The organism is Streptomyces catenulae (assembly GCF_000718015.1).
Lineage (GTDB): Bacteria > Actinomycetota > Actinomycetes > Streptomycetales > Streptomycetaceae > Streptomyces > Streptomyces catenulae.
Genome location: NZ_JODY01000009.1, coordinates 62537 through 80358, shown reverse-complemented (window position 1 = coordinate 80358; position 17822 = coordinate 62537). Strand labels below are relative to the sequence as shown.

The following is a 17822-nucleotide window of genomic DNA, read 5'->3' as shown; positions in this document are numbered from 1 at the left end:
TGTCTGCGGTGCCCTTCACCTTCGTCGAGCGGGGATGTGGGTCGGGTCGGGTGGCGACGGGGGTGTCACCACGGGGCGCGGTAGCCGGTGGTGAGTTCGGTGCCGGTGTGGCGCCAGCGCGGTTCCTTGTCCACCGTCTTACGGGTGATGGCGCGCAGCCTGCGGATGACGCCGCCGTAGAGTCCGCTGGCGGTGCTGGAGACGATGCCGCCGGGCGGCGGATCCATGAACGGCATGAACTTGTCGGGGAAGCCGGGCATGGTGCAGGCGATGCAGATGCCGCCGACGTTGGGGCAGCCGCCGATCCCGTCCATCCAGCCGCGTTTGGCGACGTTGCAGTGGACGACCGGGCCCCAGCAGCCCAGTTTGACCAGGCACTTGGGTGAGTCGTAGGTGGTGGCGAACTCGCCCTGTTCGTAGTAGCCGCCGCGGTCGCAGCCCTCGTGGACGGTGGCGCCGAAGAGCCAGGTGGGGCGGAGCTTGTCGTCCAGCGGGATCATCGGTGCCGATCCGGCCGCCTGGTGGAGGAGGTAGGTGAGGGTCTCGGCGAAGTTGTCCGGCTGGATGGGGCAGCCCGGGACGCAGACGATCGGGATTCCGGCGCCGGATTTCCAGTCCCAGCCGAGGTAGTCGGGGACGCCCATCGCGCCGGTGGGGTTGCCCTCCATGGCGTGGATGCCGCCGTAGGTGGCGCAGGTGCCGATGGCGACGACGGCGAGTGCCTTGGGGGCGAGGCGGTCGATCCATTCGCTGGTGGTGATCGGCTGGCCGGTCTCGGGGTCGTCGCCGAAGCCGCACCAGTACCCCTCGCTCTTGATCGCCTCGTTGGGGATGGAGCCCTCGATGACCAGGACGAACGGTTCGATCTCGCCGCGTTCCGCCTTGAAGAACCATTCGATGAAGGTGTCCGCGCCCTGGACCGGTCCGCACTCGAAGTCGATCAGTGGCCAGTGCACGGCGATCTTCGGGAGACCGGGCAGTCCCTGGAGGGCGATCTGTTCGATGCTGGGCTGGGTGGCGGCGGTCAGCGACACGGAGTCGCCGTCGCAGCTGAGACCGGCGTTGATCCAGAGGATGTGGATCGGCGCCTCCTCCTCCGTACCGGCGGAGGGCGGGGCGGTGGAGCCGTTCGGAGCCGATGGTGCTGCATCCATGAGGATGCCTCCTCTGGGGTCCGGGGCGGAAAGGCCGCTTAAGGCAGATAACGTGCCTGCTGCCCGTGATAGCAGCCGACACGCCGCGTGACGCCGTCGGGCGGGGCAGTCCAGTGATGCCGGTGCGGCAGTCCGGGTACGGGGGCACCCGGCCCGCCGGGGCGCGGCCCGGAGCCCTCGGCGCTCCCCCACTCCGTGCGGTCCGGAGTATTGACGCGCCCCGGGGCGGGGTTCACGCTGTGGAGCGATTGGTCTGGACCAGATCCGTTCCCCGGGAGGTCATGTGCCCACCCGTCACGCCCGCACGCTCGGCGCCCTCACCGCCGCGGTCTGCCTCGCGCTCACCGCCGCCGGTACGGCGCGCGCCGCGGGCCACCCCACCGCCCCGCGACCGCAGGCCCTGGGCAGCAACTGGTACGCGGCCGCGCCCTACCTCATGCCGCTCGACAACGACCCGCCGGACGCCGCGGCGGTGATGGATGCCACCGGCCTCAAGGCGTTCCAGCTCGCCTTCGTCCTGGCGCCGAACGGCGGCGGCTGCACGCCGACGTGGGACGGTACGGGCCCGGTGGAGTCGGACACCGCGGTCGCCGGGGTGATCTCCGCGATCCGGGCGAAGGGCGGCGACGTCTCCGCCTCCATCGGCGGCTACGGCGGCACCAAGCTCGGGCAGGCGTGCGCCACCCCCGAGGCGACGGCCGCCGCGTACCAGAAGGTGATCGACAAGTACGGCCTCAAGGCGCTCGACTTCGACCTGGAGGAGCCGGAGTACGAGAACACCGCCGCCATCCACAACGAGATCGGCGCCGCCAAGATCCTCCAGCAGAAGAACCCCGGGCTCTACCTCTCGATCACCACGGCGGGGACGGCGGACGGCACCGGCTGGTTCGGCAAGCAGATGCTGAACGAGGCGGAATCCCAGTCCTTCACCCCGGACAACTTCTCGATCATGCCCTTCGACGGCGGTTTCGACGGCGCGGACTCCCAGACCGCGGCGCTGACGAAGTTCAACGGACTCCTCCGCTCCACCTTCGGCTGGGACGAGGCCACCGCCTACGCCCACGAGGGCATCTCCCAGATGAACGGCCGCAGCGACACCGGGGAGTACTTCACCCAGGCGGACTTCCAGAAGGTGCTGGACTTCGCGACCGCCCACCACATGGCGCGCCTGACCAACTGGTCCGTCAACCGCGACCGCCAGTGCACCCCGCCGGACAACAACGGCCGGACCTCCGGTACGTGCAGCAGCGTGCCGCAGGGCGCGTACGACTTCACCGCCTACTCGGTGACGTTCGCCCGGGCCACCGGATGAGAACGGGCCGTGCGTCCGGCCGGGACCGGTGGCCCGGCCGGACGCACGGCCCCGTCACCCGGGGAGCGTCGTCAGCAGCTCAGGTTGCCGCCGGGCTCGGTCCCGAGGATCTGCACGAAGCTCTGGTAGCTGTCGATCCGGCTCTGCACCTGGCCGGGGTTGCCGCCGTTGCACTCGATGGACCCGTTGATGGCGCGGATCGTCTCACCGAAGCCCGCGCCGTTGACCATCGCGTCGTGCGGCGTCATGGTGCCCGGGCCCTTCTGGGTGTTCCAGTACCAGAGCGCGGTCTTCCAGGCGACGGCCGGATCCTGCTCGACCAGCGACGGGTTGTTCAGCAGGTCGATGCCGAGCGCGTCCCCGGCCGCCTTGTAGTTGAAGTTCCAGCTCAGCTGGATCGGACCGCGGCCGTAGTACGCGGCCTGGCCCGCGGGGCAGCCGTAGGGCTGGGTGGCGTCGCAGTAGTGCGGGTAGTTGCCGGTGTTCTGCTCCACGACGTAGACGAGACCGCCGGTCTCATGGCTGACGTTCGCGAGGAAGGCGGCCGCCTCCTGACGCTTGACGGTGTCGCTCCCGGTGTTCGCGAACTCCGGGTAGGCGCTGAGCGCGTCGGTCAGCCCCTGGTAGGTGTAGAACGCGTTCCGGTTCGGGAACATCTGGTTGAACTGCGCTTCGCTGACGACGAAACCCTCCGCCTTGGTCGCGGCCTTCGTGCAGGTCACGGCGGTCGGGGCACACCCGGGCGCGGCCCCCGCGGGGGCGGCGGGCGCCAGCACGGCCACTCCTGCGGCGAGGGTGGCGGCGCCGATCAGGGCGGCGATACGTGATCTCATCGGGAACTCCTTCGTGCGGCACCCGCCGGGCGGACGGACCGGGCCTCACGGGCTCCGGGCCACCGGGCGGGCTACGGCCGCTGTGGGGGAATTGCCTTACCGAGCGGGCCTGTCGGGCGGTGGCGCCGGACAGGCCGGTGGAGCATCACGGCACGCGGAAAGGACCGCGAAAGCCGCGGTCTAGACCAAGGTCAGGCTAGAGGCGTCGCGCCGGATGCGTCCATACCGCGTCACGGGCGACGAACTCCGGCTCCCCACAGCGCAGCTGATCTATCATCAGCTCGCGCGCCACGCCCCACCGGACAGGCCCGCACCCCTGTGCTCCGTCACGCGGTCTCCACTGCCCGAATGCGCCCGCGCACTCCTCGTTTCAATTTGAACATCCTGGTGAGGAGCCCGGAGACTGGATGTGCCCGGACCCCTTCCTCACGCGGCGATTCCGGTATGCCCGCACAGCGGCGCGCACAACAGAGCACAGCACTATCCGTTGGAGGCCCCATGTCGATGCCGCGTGGCGAGTTGCTGAGGGTCGAAACCCTCGGACCACTTCGCGCCTACGCCGGGGACCGGGAGCTGCTCCTCGGCCCCCCGAAGCAGCGCGCGGCCTTCGCCATCCTCGCGCTGCGCACCGGAAAGGCGGTCTCCCGGGACGAGTTGATCGACGGCCTCTGGGGCGCGTCGCCTCCGGCCACCGCGGTCGGCAGCCTCCACACCTATGTGTCCGGACTCCGCCGGATCCTGGCCGGTTCCGGCGAACCGCCGCTGCCGCCGACCGGATCCGGCCAGGGCTACGCGCTCCGCCTCGACCCCTCACGCCTCGATGTCACGGTGGTCGAACAGCTGGCGGCGCGGGCCCGCGACAGCCGGGCGCGGCAGGACCCGGCCGCGGCGGTCGGCGCCTACGACCGGGCGCTGGCCCACTGGCAACCCGGCTCCCCGCTCAGCGGACTCCCCGGCCCGCACGCCGCCGCGCACCGGGCCCGGGTCTCGGAACTGCGGCTGAGCCTGCTGCTGGAGCGCGCCGACTCCCTGCTGGCCCTCGACCGCCCCGAGCAGGTCGCCGACCAACTGCAACAGCACGTACAGGACAACCCGTACCACGAGCGGCTGAGCGCCCTGCTGATGACGGCGCTCAACCGGAGCGGCCGCACCGCCGACGCCCTCGCCCACTACCACGACCTGCGCAAACGCCTCGCCGACGAGCTGGGGATCGACCCGACGGCGGAGCTGCGCACGCTGTACACCTCCCTGCTGAGCAGCCCCCCGGTCAGAGCGGAGCCGACCGCAGCCGAACCCGTACGCCCCGCCCAACTGCCGCAGAGCGTAGGCCGGTTGGCGGGGCGCACCGATTCCATGCGGCAGGTGCTGGACGCGGCGCGCGCACCGTCGCCCGGGGCGCCGCGGATCGCGATGATCGTCGGGGTCGGCGGTGTCGGCAAGACCGCCCTCGCCGTGCACTGCGGCCATCAGCTCGCCGACGCCTACCCGGACGGGCAGCTCTACGTGAACCTGCGGGGCTTCGACCCCAAGCGCCCCGCGAGCGCGCCCGCGGATGTGCTCCACCATCTGCTCACCTCCCTCGGTGCCGGGGCGATACCCGCGGGTGAGGAGGCGCGCGTCGCGCAGTGGCGCAGCCTCGTCCGGAACAAGCGGCTGCTCATCGTCCTCGACAACGCCGAATCCGCCGATCAGCTGGACGCCCTGCTGCCCGGCTCCGGTCCGTCCTTCACCCTCGTCACCAGCCGCAACCGGCTCGGCGGCCTCGCGGTCCGCTACTCCGCCCGCCGGGTGACGCTCTCCCCGTTCGACGCCGGGGAGTCCCTGGAACTCCTCTCCGACGCGATCGGCGGGGCGCGGGTCGGCGAGGAGGCCGCGGCGGCCCGTCGGCTGGCGGAGCTGTGCGGGCATCTGCCGCTGGCCCTGCGGATCGTGGCCGACCAGGTCTCCGCGGGCCCACGGCCGCAGATCGCCGATGTGGTGGCGGACCTGGAGGACGTGTGGCGGCGGCTGGACACCCTGGAGATCCCCGGCGACGAACTGGCCTCCGTCCGCGGGGTGCTCTCCTGCTCGTACACCAAGCTCCCCGCCGCGGAGGCGCACGCCTTCCGCCTCCTCGGGCTCTTCCCGGGCGGCAGCATCCGGCCGGAGACCGCCGCCGCCCTGCTGGACGCCCCGGCCCGCGCCGCGGCGGACACCCTGCGGAGCCTGGCCGCCCAGAATCTGCTGGAGGTCTCCGGCGACCGCTATGTGATGCACGATCTCACCCGCATCTACGCGGAGGAGGTGTGCCGGGGCGGTGAGTCCGCCGCCTCACGGCGCCGGTCGCTGGAGCGGGCGCTCCACTGGTACCTGCGGACCCTGTCGCACCGCCACACCCCCGACGAGCCGCCCCTGCCGTTCACCGTCGAGGCGGACACCGCGGGCGGCGAGCCGCCGCGGTTCGCGGACCGGCGGGCGCTGGTGGCCTGGTGCGCGCAGGAGTGGGAGAACCTCGGCCCGCTCGTCCGCACGGCGCACCGGATCGGCTGCCATGACGCGGCCTGGCAGCTGGCCTATCTCCTCTTCGACTACCTCGCCACGGCCGGACAGGCCCAGGACTGGGCCGAAACGCTCCGGATCGGTCTGCGCAGCGCCGAACTGACCGGAAACCGCAGGGCCGAGGCCGCCCTCCGCAACCACCTGGGCGTGGCGCACTCCCGGATGGGGCGGGACGACGTGGCCGTCGAGCAGTTGGAACACGGGCTGCGGCTCGCCGACGAACTCGACGACGATCTCCTCCGCACCAGCCTGCTCGGCAATCTGGCGACCGCGCTGCGGGAGGACGGGGCGTATCCGACGGCGCTGCGGTACGCGCAGCGGGCGTTGACGCTGGCCTGCCGGACCGGCTCGGCGTACCACCGGTCCGGCTGCCTCGACATCCTGTGCGGACTGCACGCCGCGCACGGCGAGTTCGAGGAGTCACTGCGGCACGGCATCCCCGGTCTGGAGGCGGCCCGGCTCTCCCGGAACCCGCTGCTGGAGGCGAACCTGCTGATCAACCTGGGCCTGGCGGAGCACGGGCTCGGGGACACCGAGGCGGCCCGGCGGTACTTCCGGGAGGCGCTCTCGCTGTGCTCCGCCAACGGCGCCCGCCGTCACGAGGCGTTGGCCCTCGCGGGTCTGTCGAGGATGCCGTGGCCGGAGGGGTCCCAGTGGTCGGCGGCGGATCTGGCCGACCAGGCGCGGGAGAAGGTCGCGGAGCTGGGCACGGCGGAGGCCACCGCCGTCACCCGCCTCCTCGACTCGCTGGACGCGATCGGCACGGGGGAGGCGGGACCGATCCGCTGTGCGGCGCTGGGCGGTGTCGCGCCGCTGCGCTGATCGCGTTGCCCGCGCTGCCACAGCACCACCGCCTCGACCCGGCTGTTGGCGCCCAACTGCCGGAAGATGCGGTTGAGATGGTTCTTCACGGTCTTCTCGCTGAGGCGGAGCCGTTCGGCGATCTCCGCGTTGCGCGCGCCGCGGGAGACAAGGGCCATCACCTCGTGCTGGCGGCGGGAGAGGGAGGATTCCTCGGGGCCCGAGCTCTCCGGCCGCTCGGGCGCCGGGTCGGGTTCGTGGTGGCTCGGCGGCTCGGCCGCCGGGCCCGTTTCCCCGCTCTGGCCGACCACATGCAGCCGGTACTCCGCGCAGAGCCGTCGCGCCGCCCGCGGCCCGCGGCGGATGAGGCCGCCCGTCCGCCGGTCCGGCACCGCCTCCGGAACGGGCCGGTCGGTGGTGGGGGCGCCGCCCACCGGCCGGACCTCGACCTCGACGTAGGGCATGTGGACGATGTCCACGTCGAGGTTCTTGTCGGCGAACACCTGCTTGATCCGGGCGAGGATGTCCGGGCTGACGATGGCGATGCGTATCCGATCGGCGGCGTTCTGCGAAAGGGAAGAAGTGACAGCGGCGCTCATTCCCTCAGCTTGCCGGAGCGGACTTCATGTCCTCTTCATACCTGCCTCATGCGGGTGCGTCGGGCCGCCCGGCCGGTGTTGCCGCCTTCTCCTCGGCGGTCAACTCGTCCAGTTCCGTGAGGACTTCCTCCTCGGTGGGGACGTCGATCCGGTTCGACCAGCGCAGCGTCGACACGATCATGTCGAAGAGCAGCATCACCGCCTGGACCGGCTCGGCCTCCAGGTCACCGTCGGTCAGCACGGTGTAGGTCAGCAGCCCCCACACTCCGGGCGCGTCCGGGTTGGACACGTAGTACGAGACCCGCCAGGACGGCGCCTTGCGTCCGGCGCGGGCGCTGTCCACGACGGTGGCCAGGCGGACCGCCGGTGCCTGGCCGACCTCCAGATAGCTGCCGGAGTCCCCCGCGTCGGCGAGGATCGACGCCAGCAGCGCCTCCGCGTCCTCGTCCTCCTCACCGCTCTCGATGACGGTGACCACCAGCGACCCGGGCAGCTTGACGCCGTTGAACTCGCGCAGCGGCAGCAGCACCGAGCGGGCGCCCTGCCGGGCGGCCTCGTCGGTCGCCTCGATCAGCTCCTTGCGGAGCATCCGGCGGAAGGGGCCCGCCTTGTCCCGCGGCAGCGAGTCCGGCAGGTGGTGCCGGATCAGCTCGTCGACGACCCGGCGGCGCAGCTTGGTCGTCTCGGTGGTGGTGGGGATCTGCACCCAGCCGTCGGGCAGGACCAGTTCGAAGTCGATCACGAGTGCACCCCGTCCTGCGGTGCGTGGAAGCCGAGCCGGGCCCGGCTTCCGTCGGGCTGCGGCACGCTCTCCTCGGCGATCTGCTGCATCAACTGCTCCACTCCCGGACCGATCACGGCCATCAGTCCCATGTCGAACACCAACGTCGACAGGAGGACGTCCACGCCGACATCCCCGCTGTCGGCGCCCTGGGGGATGTCCAGCCGCAGCGCGGCCCCGACGCGCCCGTAGGCCGCGCCGTCGTCCGTCCGTCCCAGGGCGAAGACCCGGAACCCGTCACCGCTCAGCGTGGTCACGTACTCGACCGTGGGCGGCCGGGTGTCCCCCTCGGCACCGCCCGCGCCCATCAGCTCCAGGAGGTAGTTCGGGTCCTCGGCCTCGGGCCGGTGGAACTCCACGACGACCGGGACGGGTGCCCAGCGCGGCGCGCCCTCCTCCAGGAACGCGGCGCCCCACGCCAGCCGGGACCAGGCGGGCAGCTGGGCCGCGCGCTCGCGCAGCCAGGCGGCGATGGCGAGGCCGACGGCTTCCCCGGACAGCGGGAAGTCTTCCGCGATCTCCTTCGCCCAGGACTGCCGGGCGGCGTCCAGCCCCTCGGTCGTCCATGCGGCGAAGAGTTCCGTCACGTGCTGGACCCAGGGGTCTTCCTCCCCCTCGCCCGGCACCTCGCCGGGCACCCATTCCCAGTGCCAGGGGATGTCGGTCAGTTCCGCGATCTTCGAGCTCATCGTCTCTCCCCCCGCCTCAGGTCGCCGCGTTGTCGGGCAGGTTGACGTCGGGGATCCACTGCATGTTGCGTCCACCGGTGTAGATCATCGCGCCGAGGCCGAAGGCGCCGTTCACGCCGCCCCAGACGTACCAGAGCTTGTTGATGTTCCCGAGACCGGCCGCGTTCACGATGTTCGCCAGGTCGCGCGCGCCCTGGATACCGGCGATGGTGCTGCCGAAGTCCTTGCCGAACGTGATCGGGTTCTTGCCCAGGTTGCCCCAGAACTTTCCGACATCCTTGAACTGGGTCCCGAAGGAGCCCCAGAACCCCTTGTCGGGGGTGGGGAAGCCGCCCTTCTTCAGCAGCCAGTCGCTGGCCGGGTTGTTGAACCACTCCGACAGGTTCCGCCAGTTGCCGGCCGCGTTGTTCGGGTTGAAGAAGTTGTTGCCCGGACCGAAGGGCCTGGAGAAGTTGGGAATCCGACCGGGGCCGCCCCCCAACGCACGCCCGCCCGGCCCGAGCGGGACCATCTCGATGTTCTTGCCGCCCCCGGCGATCGGGCGGAAACCCCACTTGCCGAGGGTGGTGATCTTGGCGGTGTTGGAGATGCTCTTGGTCACCAGCGAGGCGATACCGCCGAGCCCGGCGAGACCGAGGCCGACGGCGCCCATGACGACGTCGAGGATGCTGCCCTTGCCGTGGGCGTAGAGCACGGAGCTGGCGACGAGTGAGACCACACCCGCCGCGATTCCGGCAAAGACCAGGAGGTTCACCCCTGGAATCAGGATCGCGAGGACGCCGAGGACCAGGCCGATCCAGCCGAAGATCTCACCGATCTTCGCCAGCACGGCGTCGATCTTGTCCTTGGTGGAGTCGGTCAGACCGTCGTCGTACTTCTTGCAGTTGACCGCGTCGCCGAAGCGCTTACCGGCGACGTCGAGGGCGTTGACGGCGTCGTCGAGCCGCTTCTTCGCGGCGGCCATCTTGTCGTCGGCGCCCTTGGTGGCCTTGTCCTTGGCGTCGCCCTTCGCCTTCTCGTCGGCGGAGATCTCTCCGTCGTCGTCCTTCTTGGCGTCCGGCATGCCCTTGGCCTTGGTCTGGTCGCCCTTGGCCTCCTCCGCGTCGGTGCGCGCCGCCGCGGTCTCCTTCAGGGCGTGGTCCAGATCCGGCTCGTACTTCTTGATCTCGCTCGCGACGTCGCGGTAGCGGACCCCGGCCTTCTCCAGGCTCTCCTTGATCGACTTGGCGTCGTCCTTGAGCCCCTCGACGTACTTGCCCACCAGGCCGTCACTGCCGGAGGTGACGACCTTCTCCAGCTTGGCGACGGCGTCGTCGATGGTGTCGGCGATGAACTCGTAGCGCTTCTGCGAGCTCTGGATCCGATCGGGGTCGGCGTTGCGGACGGGGTCCGAACTGCGGTCCAGTGGTGACCAGTCGAGTTTCCTGACGGACATCGGCGCTCCTCAGCTGTCCTTCTTGAACGTGTCCAGCAACTGCTGATCACCGTCGGCGAAGGCCTTGTCGAGCTCGGACACCTTGTCGCGGAATTTCTTCATGCTCTTGACCATGTCGTCACGGTGGACGGTCCAGTTGTCGGCGAAGTCGCCCATCGAGAGATTGGCGTTGAGCTGTCCCCAGAGACCCTTGTCGTCGTTCTGGAAGTCGAGCGCCCCCTCGAACTGGCTGATCAGTTCGCTCAGGTCGCTGGCCAGGGTGCCCAGGTCCTTCACCACGAGGTCTGCCATCACTGCCCCCTACGGTTGTCCGCGGCCGCCGTGGGAGGGACCGCCGTCGGAATCTGCGTGGTCATCAGGGTGCCGCTGCCCAGGTGCAGCAGGCCCGCGCCCGCCACGACCTTCGGGGCCACCTGGGCTCGGGAGAGCCTGACCCCCACCAGGTCACCGTCGCCCAGGTTGGGCGGCGACAGGAGGACACCGCGGCGGTTCTTCTTGATCTCCGACTGCCAACCGGCGAAACCGACGCCCACGGTGGCGACATCGCCACCGATGATCACGCCACGGTTGTTGCCGGACGCCTTACGGACGAACGCCTTCAGCCAGTCACGGCAGATCAGGTCGCGCCACACCTCGGCGTCGTCGACCACCAGCACCACCGGGCCCTCACCCGGGTCGAGCAGTTCGGCGAACTGCTGCTCGGTGGGCTGCTCGTCGGTGAGGACGCCGCGGACCCCGGCCCGTCCGGCGAAGGAGCGCAGCGGAGAGTTCATCGGCGCGCCGATCACCACCTCGGTGCCGCCGCGCAGCAGCGACTCCGTCATGACGCCCAGCGCGGTGCTGCGGCCGGAGCGGGACGGTCCGGCGATCAGGAAGGTCGGCTGGTCGCCGCGGAGGTCGGCGCCGACCGGTTCGAGGTCGTCACCGGCCACGCCCACCAGCGCCCACATCGGCTCCGGCGTACCGACCATGTCCCATGCCTGGTCGAAGGAGAGCTCGGTCGGCATCACCGCGATGCGGTTCGGCCGGGCCGACTTCGGGACCGCCGCCTCGCGCTCGATCAGCCGGTCGGCGAGCGCGTGCACCGCCGCGACCTGCGCCGGACCCGAGGGGTCGGCGGCGACCAGGGCGATCTGGGTCTCGACCGCGTTGATCGCGCGGTAGCCACGGCCGGGCGGCAGGTTCTCGGGGATCTTGCGCGGGTTGAGCCCGGCGAGGCTGGCGTCCGTACGGTCCGAGAGCCGCAGGATGAGCTTGTCCTCGCAGAGCGACGCCATCCGGCCGCTGAGCAGCATCCGGTCACCCGCGATGACCAGGTGCACGCCCGCGCTGCCGCCCTCGCGGTGGAGGGTCTGGATCGTCTCGGCGAGCGTGCCGCCGTCGTACTCGCCGAGGGTGCCCATGAAGCCCTCCCAGCGGTCCAGCAGCAGCACGATGTGCGGCAGCCGCTCCTCGGCGGGCCGGGCCGCCCGCTGTTCGGCCACGTCCGCGAACCCGGACTCGCCGAGCAGCCGCTGACGCCGCTGCACCTCGTCGTGGAGGCGCTTGAGCAGCCGCACCGCGCGGTCGGTCTCCGTACGCTGCACCACCGCGCCGCAGTGCGGCAGGCGGCTCAGGGAGAGCAGCGCGCCGTTGCCGCAGTCGAGGCCGTACAGATGGAGGTCGGTGACGCTGGACGCGGCGGCCGCGGCGGCGGCGAAGGTGCGCAGCGCGGCGGAGCGGCCGGAGCGCGGGGCGCCGACGATGTGCAGATGGCCGAAGGTGGCCAGGTCGACCGTCGCCGGTTCCTGGAGCTGCTGGGTCGGCAGGTCCTGGATCGCCCAGGAGAACACCGGGTCCTTGCCGGAGCCGTAGACCGGTTCCTTGGCCAGTTCGACCACCGGGGAGAGCGGCAGCGGCGGGAGCCAGGGGCGGCGCTGCGGCGGGATGTTCAGCAACTCCCCCGCCTGGCGTACCGACTTGACCAGGACGGACAGGTCGGTCGCCTCCTCGGCCTCCCCGGCGACGCGCGGACGCTGCGGGGCGGGCAGTCCCAGGTCCAGCCAGGAGACCGGCTGGAGGAAGGGGGCGACGACCTCCTCGGACCGGTTCGCCGACGGGCGGCGGCCGCCGACCCGGCCGGTCTGGAAGGGGATGAGCGAGCTGTGCCCGAGGCGGGCGTAGGCCCGGCCGGGGGTCGAGGCGGAGATGTTGGCGGCCTCGGCGTCGTCGATGACGTCGGTGCTCTCCCCCGCGTCGGTCACCCGCAGCGCGATCCGCAGGTTGGTGTTGGCGCGGATCTCCGAGGAGACCACGCCGGAGGGCCGCTGGGTGGCCAGGATCAGGTGGATGCCGAGGGAGCGGCCCCGCTGGGCGACGTTGACCAGGCCGGTCACGAAGTCCGGCAGTTCCCGTGCCATGGAGGCGAACTCGTCGATGACGATGAGCAGCCGCGGGATCGGCTTCAGTTCGGGTCGGCGGGTCGCGTAGTCGAGGTAGTCCTCCAGGTCCTTGGCCCCGGCGGCGGCGAGGAGGCGCTCCCGGTGGGTCAGCTCCGCGCCGAGCGAGGTCAGGGCGCGTTCGACGAGGTGCGGGTCGAGGTCGGTCACCAGGCCGACGGTGTGCGGCAGGTGGACGCACTCCTTGAAGGCGGCGCCGCCCTTGTAGTCGATCAGCACGAACGTCATGGCGTCCGGGCGGTTGGCGACGGCCAGGGACGCCACCAGCGTCTGGAGGAACTCCGACTTGCCGGAGCCGGTGGTGCCCGCGACGAGGCCGTGCGGGCCGTGGCTGACCAGGTCGAGGGAGAACGGTCCGTCGAGGGTGTAGCCGACGACGGCCTTGGTGCTGCGGCCGCCGCCGCGCCACACCCCGGCGACGGAGGCCGCGTCGGGCTCCTCCATGCCGAGGGTCTCCAGCAGCCGTGCGGAGCCCGGGAGCGCGGATTCGCCCTGGTTCTTGCTGACGTCCCGCAGCGGGGCGAGGTGGCGTCCGGTGGACTCGTACCAGCCGTCCACGACCTCGTCGGCGAGGATGTTGTCGATCTGGTCGGCGCGCTGCTGGCGCAGGCTGGCGGGCAGGCCCGCGCCGCCGACGACGACGGTGGCGCACTCCTCGGGCAGGGTCCGCTCGTCGCCGTCCACGCAGATGCAGTAGACGCCCACGGCGGGGCCTTCGCGCAGGATGGTCACCACGCCGGGCAGGGCGCGCAGCCGCCGGGCGCCGTCCATGACGACGACGATGTCCGGGTCGCTCAGGACGACCTGCGAACCGGCCTGGAGCCGTACCTGCTTGCGGACGTTGATCAGCTCGATCAGCTCGGCGACGCGGTGGCTGAGGGTCTGGGCGTCCGCGCCGACCAGCGCCAGGGCCTGCTGCCCGAGCAGGGGGCGGGTGTGCGGCAGCCAGGCCGCCCACTCCCACAGCCGTTCGCCCGCCGGGTCGGTCAGGACGTAGAGCTGCATGTCGCGGGGGCTCTGCAGCACGGCCAGCTGACCGGCGAGCCAGCGGGCCATCTGCCGGGGCCACTCCTCGTGTCCGGCGACGCCGACGACGCCCGCGTGGGCGAGGGAGAAGGAGACCGGGACGTCCGGCGCGGCCCGCAGGTCGCGGCGGTGGCGGCCGCGTTCGGCCTCCTCCTCCACCAGGACCTGGGTGGGGAGGTCGGCGATGCCGACGCGGACCAGCAGGTGGTCGGGGTCGACGCGGCGGCGTTCCCAGAGCCTGGCGTGCGGGCCGGTCGCGATGACCTGGAGTTCGCCGGGGTCGGGGCTGGCGGCGCGGCGGTCCAGCCGCTCGTGCTCCAGCGCGTCGGCGATCTCCTGCTCGATCTCGGCGCGCTGCTGCTGGAACTCGGCGATCTTGCGGCGGTGGCCGACCTTGCCCTGGCGCCGTCCGGAGATCCAGTTGCCGATCATCATGACCGGGGACATTCCGGCCATGAGCAGGAACATCGGGTTGCTCGACACCATCGCGATCACACCGCCGAAGACGGCGGGCAGGGACGCGGCGAGCCACGGCAGGGCGTTCGGGGTCGGCGCCTTGGGCTCGGCGGGGAGCCGGAATTCGGTGCGCTTGGTGGGCGGGAGCAGCCGCGGCGGACGGTTGTAGTCCAGGTACTCGCCGTCCGGAGAGGGGTCGACGATGGCGTCCGGGCTGCGGACCGGCTGCACCTCCAGCAGGGTGTCCCCGCAGCGCAGTTGCGCGTTGGGCTCCCAGCGGACCTCCTCGCCGGACAGCGGGACGCGGTCCAGCAGGCAGTCGGCGGTGGAGGCGGTGAGGTGGACCGTCGCGTCCAGGAAGACCTGGATGACGGCGACCTGGGCCGGTTGGCCGCGTCCCAGCCGGACGCGGCCACGGGAGCCGATCACGTGCTCACCGGCGTCCAGGTGCCAGACCTGGCCCGCTCCCGTGCCCGCCACCGCCCGGACGGTGACCAGTCCGGCCCGCTTCCTGGTGCCCTTGCCGGGCCGGTCCAGCCACAGGACGCTGCCGTCGTGGATACCGCTCTGCGAGAGGGACCGGTCGAGGTCGAGCAGCTGCCCGTCGAGGTAGACCTCGGGCAGTTGGGCGCTGCCCGGCTGCCCGGCCACCCCTACGCTGGCCAGCAGTTTGCGGACGACCTCGCGCAGGACGGTGCCGGGATCCGCGTCCACGACCAGATCGGCCGACACGTCCGGTTCCCGGGCGATGGTGATCATCATGGGCATGGCCGCTCCCTCTCGCTGCCGACCGGCTTCTCGCGTTACTTCTTGTTCAGCGAGCCGGACAGCTGGGTGTCCATGTCCTGCATCGCGGTGACCGCCTTGTCGAGCCACTGGGAAAGCTGGTCGAGGGTCTCCATCGCCGTGTTCGCCGAGGTGACGAACTCGGTGTGCACCTCTTCGAACTTGCCGGAGGCCTGGTCGGTGACGAAGCCGCTGGCGGTCAGGTTGTCGACGATGCTCTTGCACTCGCTGAGCTTGGCGTCGATGTCGGACTTGTTGTTGCGCATACGGGTTGCGCTGTCCTGCATCTCGCCGTACGTCACGTTCATGTTCGCCATGAGAGACATCCCTTCTGCTGTCGCCGGGCCGTCTTGCGGCACATCGGCACTCGCCGGTACTCCCCGGCACGGACGCGCTCGATGCTAGGAACGGACCGGCGCGAGGGTCCACAACTGCCGGGCCGCGATGGGCCCAAGGACCCAAGCTCACCCCCCACCCCGCGTTGACACCCCCACGCGCGGCGCGCCACCGTTCCTTCCACGCCTGCGAACCCCGCGCGGAGCCTCCCCTGCCGCGCACCCGCGCGAAACCCTCTCGCCGTCCGGCAGGCCCCAGTCGAGGAGTTGAAGGTGACACAGCCCAACCGACCCGCCGATCGAGGACGCCAGGGCAACTGGCTGACCCGGTTGTTCGGCAAGCGGAAGACCGAACCTCTGGCGGGGGGCCTGCGCGCCGATCACGGCCTGTGGACGGTCGACCGCGTGATGCGGGTGCTGGCGACCGCCTGCGCCCGGGAGAACCGTGAAGTACCGCTGGTCCATGCGGTCGTCGTGGGCGCGGACAGCGTGCGGTTCCTCCTCAAGACCCCCGACGGGCGGCCCCCCGCGGGCTGGACCGCCGACCCCGACGCCCGTGCCTGGTACGCCCAGTTGCGGTGGGTGCAGACCGCGGAGGTCGCGGAGTCGGTGCGGGAGCCGTACCCGCATCTGGTCTCCATCGGCAGCAACAGCGACGGCTTCGCGCTGCTCAACCTCGCCAACGCCGGTGGGATCATCGCCCTGGAGGGCGACAGTCGGCGTGCCCGCGCGCTCGTCCAGGACTGGACGCGGGAGCTGACCACCAATCCGTGGTCGCGGGGTGTCCAGGTGGTCCGGGTCGGGTTCAAGCCCGGTACCGCGGATCCGGCCGGGACGACCGAGGTGCAGAGCCTGGAGGAGGCGGGGGCCGCGCTGTCCCAGCCGTCCGGCGGTGTGCTGATCCTGGCGAGCATGCCGGGCGGGCGGGACCGGGAGCGCGTCCACTATCTGGCGGACCATCCGCGGACCCCGTGGTCGGTGGTGGTCCTGGGCCGTGGTGACCGTCCGCGCTGGCGGTTCACCGTCGATTCGCGGGGGCTGATCGACACCGGGCTGCTGGCCGAGCCGGTGCACCATCCGCTGAACCCGGCGCTGGACACCCCGCCGCTCGCGGACGACGTCAAGGACGTCACGGTCGCCCCGGCGCCCCGGTCGGTCACGGCGCCGTCGGCGCGTCCCGTCCCCGGGGTACCGGCGGACAAGCCGTCGTCCAATCGCCGCCGGAACATCGTCGTGGCGTCGGTGGTGGCCGCCGCCTGTGTCGTGGCGGCGGGGCTGGTCTTCTTCTTCACCCGGCCCTCGACGGACTCCCCGGCGGCGGACCACCCGGCGCCCTCCGCCACCACCGGGCCCACCTCGCCCGCGACGGGCGGCGCCACCCCCGACCAGCCCGCTCCGCCGGAGTCCCAGGGCCCGCCGCCGGGCGGCGACCCGAGCGCCCCGGGGGCGCCGCTGCTGCACGCCGGTACGAAGAAGTGCCTGAGCGGCGCCGCGGGCAGCGACGGTACGCCGCTGGCCCTCGCGCCCTGCGACGGTCTCGCCAACCAGCAGTGGGACATCGCCAAGGACGGCACCATCCGCACCAAGGGCCTGTGCATGGACGCCGCGGGCGGCGCCACCGAGGCCGGTACGACCGTGCAGATCGCCAACTGCAGCGGGAACCCGGCGCAGCAGTTCTCCCTGCGTGACGGCACCCTGTACGCCGGGCAGGCCGACAAGTGCGTCAAGCCGGGCGGCAACGGCGGCGTCCAGCTGCAGCCGTGCACCAAGGACGGCAGCGAGGTCTTCCAGCGCAAGTGACGGAGCGGGGAGCGGATCCCCGTACGGGCAGCACGCCCCACCGAAGGCCCCCGGCAGCGCCGGGGGCCTTCGTCGTCTCCGGACGGGAGCGGGACAGCCACCCCGTAAGTAAACACACTGTTCCCCTCCGCTGGCCAGTGCCTGGTGGGCACGGCTTTTCTCGTACCACTCTCGGGAACACGTTGTTTACCTCAAACCATTGACGCGCCCGGCGGGCGTCTCTAAGTTGATCCGCCATGGGCAAGGAGAACGCGTCGGGCGGCGTGCAGCGCAAGGTGTTGGACGCCGTGGCCGAGCTGCTGTCGGAGCTGGGCTACCTGGAGCTGACCGTCGACATGGTCGCGAAGCGGGCCGGGGTGACGCGGAAGACCATCTACCACCGGTGGCCGAACAAGGCCGCGCTGGTGGGCGAACTCCTCATCCGGGACGCGCGGATGGACACCGTGCCCGAGCTCGGCGACAGCCGGGCCGAACTGCGCCATCTTTTCGGACTGATCCTCCGCGACGCCCAGGGCGAGGGCACGCTCGTCCTGCCCGCCCTCTGGGCGAACATGGGCGAACCGGCGGTGATGGAGCGCTTCCGTCGCGAGGTGCTCGCACCGCGCCGCCAGGACGCCCGGGCCACCGTCCAGCGGGCGATGGTCCGCGGCGACCTGCCCGCCGACACCGATGTGGACCTGCTGCTCGACGGCTGGTCGGGGGTCGTCCAGTTCCGCAGCCAGATGCGCTCGGACGTCTTCCTGGCCACCCAGGCCGATGAGCTGGTGGACCTGGCGCTGCGCGGCGGGGTGCCCCGGCTGCGCCGCTGAGCCGGGCCGCCACCCCTCCCAACAGCTCCC

General features: G+C 71.5%; 11 protein-coding genes and 2 pseudogenes. 4 read left to right on the top strand and 9 right to left on the bottom strand.

What is annotated here, in order from left to right:
- Nucleotides 1-65: 65 nt before the first annotated feature.
- Nucleotides 66-1154 (bottom strand): NADH-quinone oxidoreductase subunit B family protein, encoded by a 1089-nt coding sequence (locus IF23_RS0111100; RefSeq protein ID WP_030282421.1) that lies wholly within the window; start codon nt 1152-1154, stop codon nt 66-68.
- Between the two features lie 283 nt (nt 1155-1437).
- On the opposite strand from IF23_RS0111100, the pseudogene IF23_RS0111095 reads away from it, so the two are divergent.
- A pseudogene (locus tag IF23_RS0111095) lies at nt 1438-2460 on the top strand (chitinase); the annotation flags it as partial.
- A gap of 77 nt (nt 2461-2537) precedes the next feature.
- Here IF23_RS0111095 and IF23_RS0111090 read toward each other — a convergent pair.
- Nucleotides 2538-3299, bottom strand: a complete 762-nt coding sequence (locus tag IF23_RS0111090; protein WP_030282419.1) for a chitinase — start codon at nt 3297-3299, stop codon at nt 2538-2540.
- A 348-nt stretch (nt 3300-3647) separates the two neighbouring features.
- Between IF23_RS0111090 and IF23_RS0111085 the strand changes: the two are divergent.
- Nucleotides 3648-6407: pseudogene (locus tag IF23_RS0111085) on the top strand (AfsR/SARP family transcriptional regulator); the annotation flags it as partial.
- Nucleotides 6408-6433: 26 nt separating this feature from the next.
- Here the strand turns inward: IF23_RS0111085 and IF23_RS35505 are convergent.
- From IF23_RS35505 to IF23_RS0111050, 7 genes are read right to left on the bottom strand one after another with little or no spacing between them, the layout of a single operon-like run.
- Nucleotides 6434-7237, bottom strand: a complete 804-nt coding sequence (locus tag IF23_RS35505; RefSeq protein WP_030282417.1) for a LuxR C-terminal-related transcriptional regulator — start codon at nt 7235-7237, stop codon at nt 6434-6436.
- A 46-nt stretch (nt 7238-7283) separates the two neighbouring features.
- On the bottom strand, nt 7284-7979 hold the full coding sequence (locus IF23_RS33980) for a hypothetical protein (protein ID WP_030282416.1): 696 nt from the start codon (nt 7977-7979) through the stop codon (nt 7284-7286).
- Nucleotides 7976-8707, bottom strand: a complete 732-nt coding sequence (locus IF23_RS0111070) for a hypothetical protein (RefSeq protein WP_030282415.1) — start codon at nt 8705-8707, stop codon at nt 7976-7978. Before IF23_RS0111070 ends, IF23_RS33980 begins: the two co-directional genes overlap by 4 nt.
- A 16-nt stretch (nt 8708-8723) precedes the next feature.
- Nucleotides 8724-10142: a hypothetical protein gene (locus tag IF23_RS0111065; RefSeq protein WP_030282413.1), complete on the bottom strand. Its 1419-nt coding sequence runs from the start codon at nt 10140-10142 to the stop codon at nt 8724-8726.
- 9 nt (nt 10143-10151) lie between these two features.
- A complete protein-coding gene (locus IF23_RS0111060; protein ID WP_030282411.1) occupies nt 10152-10433 on the bottom strand; it encodes a hypothetical protein in 282 nt (93 codons plus the stop codon).
- Nucleotides 10433-14830 carry an FtsK/SpoIIIE domain-containing protein gene (locus tag IF23_RS0111055; RefSeq protein ID WP_030282409.1) on the bottom strand — a complete coding sequence of 1466 codons (4398 nt, stop codon included), beginning with the start codon at nt 14828-14830 and terminating at the stop codon, nt 10433-10435. The genes IF23_RS0111060 and IF23_RS0111055 overlap by 1 nt, the downstream gene beginning before the upstream one ends.
- A 35-nt stretch (nt 14831-14865) precedes the next feature.
- Nucleotides 14866-15165 carry a WXG100 family type VII secretion target gene (locus IF23_RS0111050; RefSeq protein ID WP_030282407.1) on the bottom strand — a complete coding sequence of 100 codons (300 nt, stop codon included), beginning with the start codon at nt 15163-15165 and terminating at the stop codon, nt 14866-14868.
- Between the two features lie 291 nt (nt 15166-15456).
- On the opposite strand from IF23_RS0111050, the gene IF23_RS34865 reads away from it, so the two are divergent.
- Both IF23_RS34865 and IF23_RS0111040 read left to right on the top strand, forming a co-directional pair.
- The gene (locus IF23_RS34865; protein WP_157848000.1) at nt 15457-16983 is read left to right on the top strand and encodes an RICIN domain-containing protein; all 1527 of its coding nucleotides are present in this window, start codon (nt 15457-15459) and stop codon (nt 16981-16983) included.
- A 236-nt stretch (nt 16984-17219) separates the two neighbouring features.
- Complete coding sequence (locus tag IF23_RS0111040) at nt 17220-17792, top strand: TetR/AcrR family transcriptional regulator (protein ID WP_051739484.1); 573 nt, start codon at nt 17220-17222, stop codon at nt 17790-17792.
- The last annotated feature ends 30 nt before the right edge of the window (nt 17793-17822 follow it).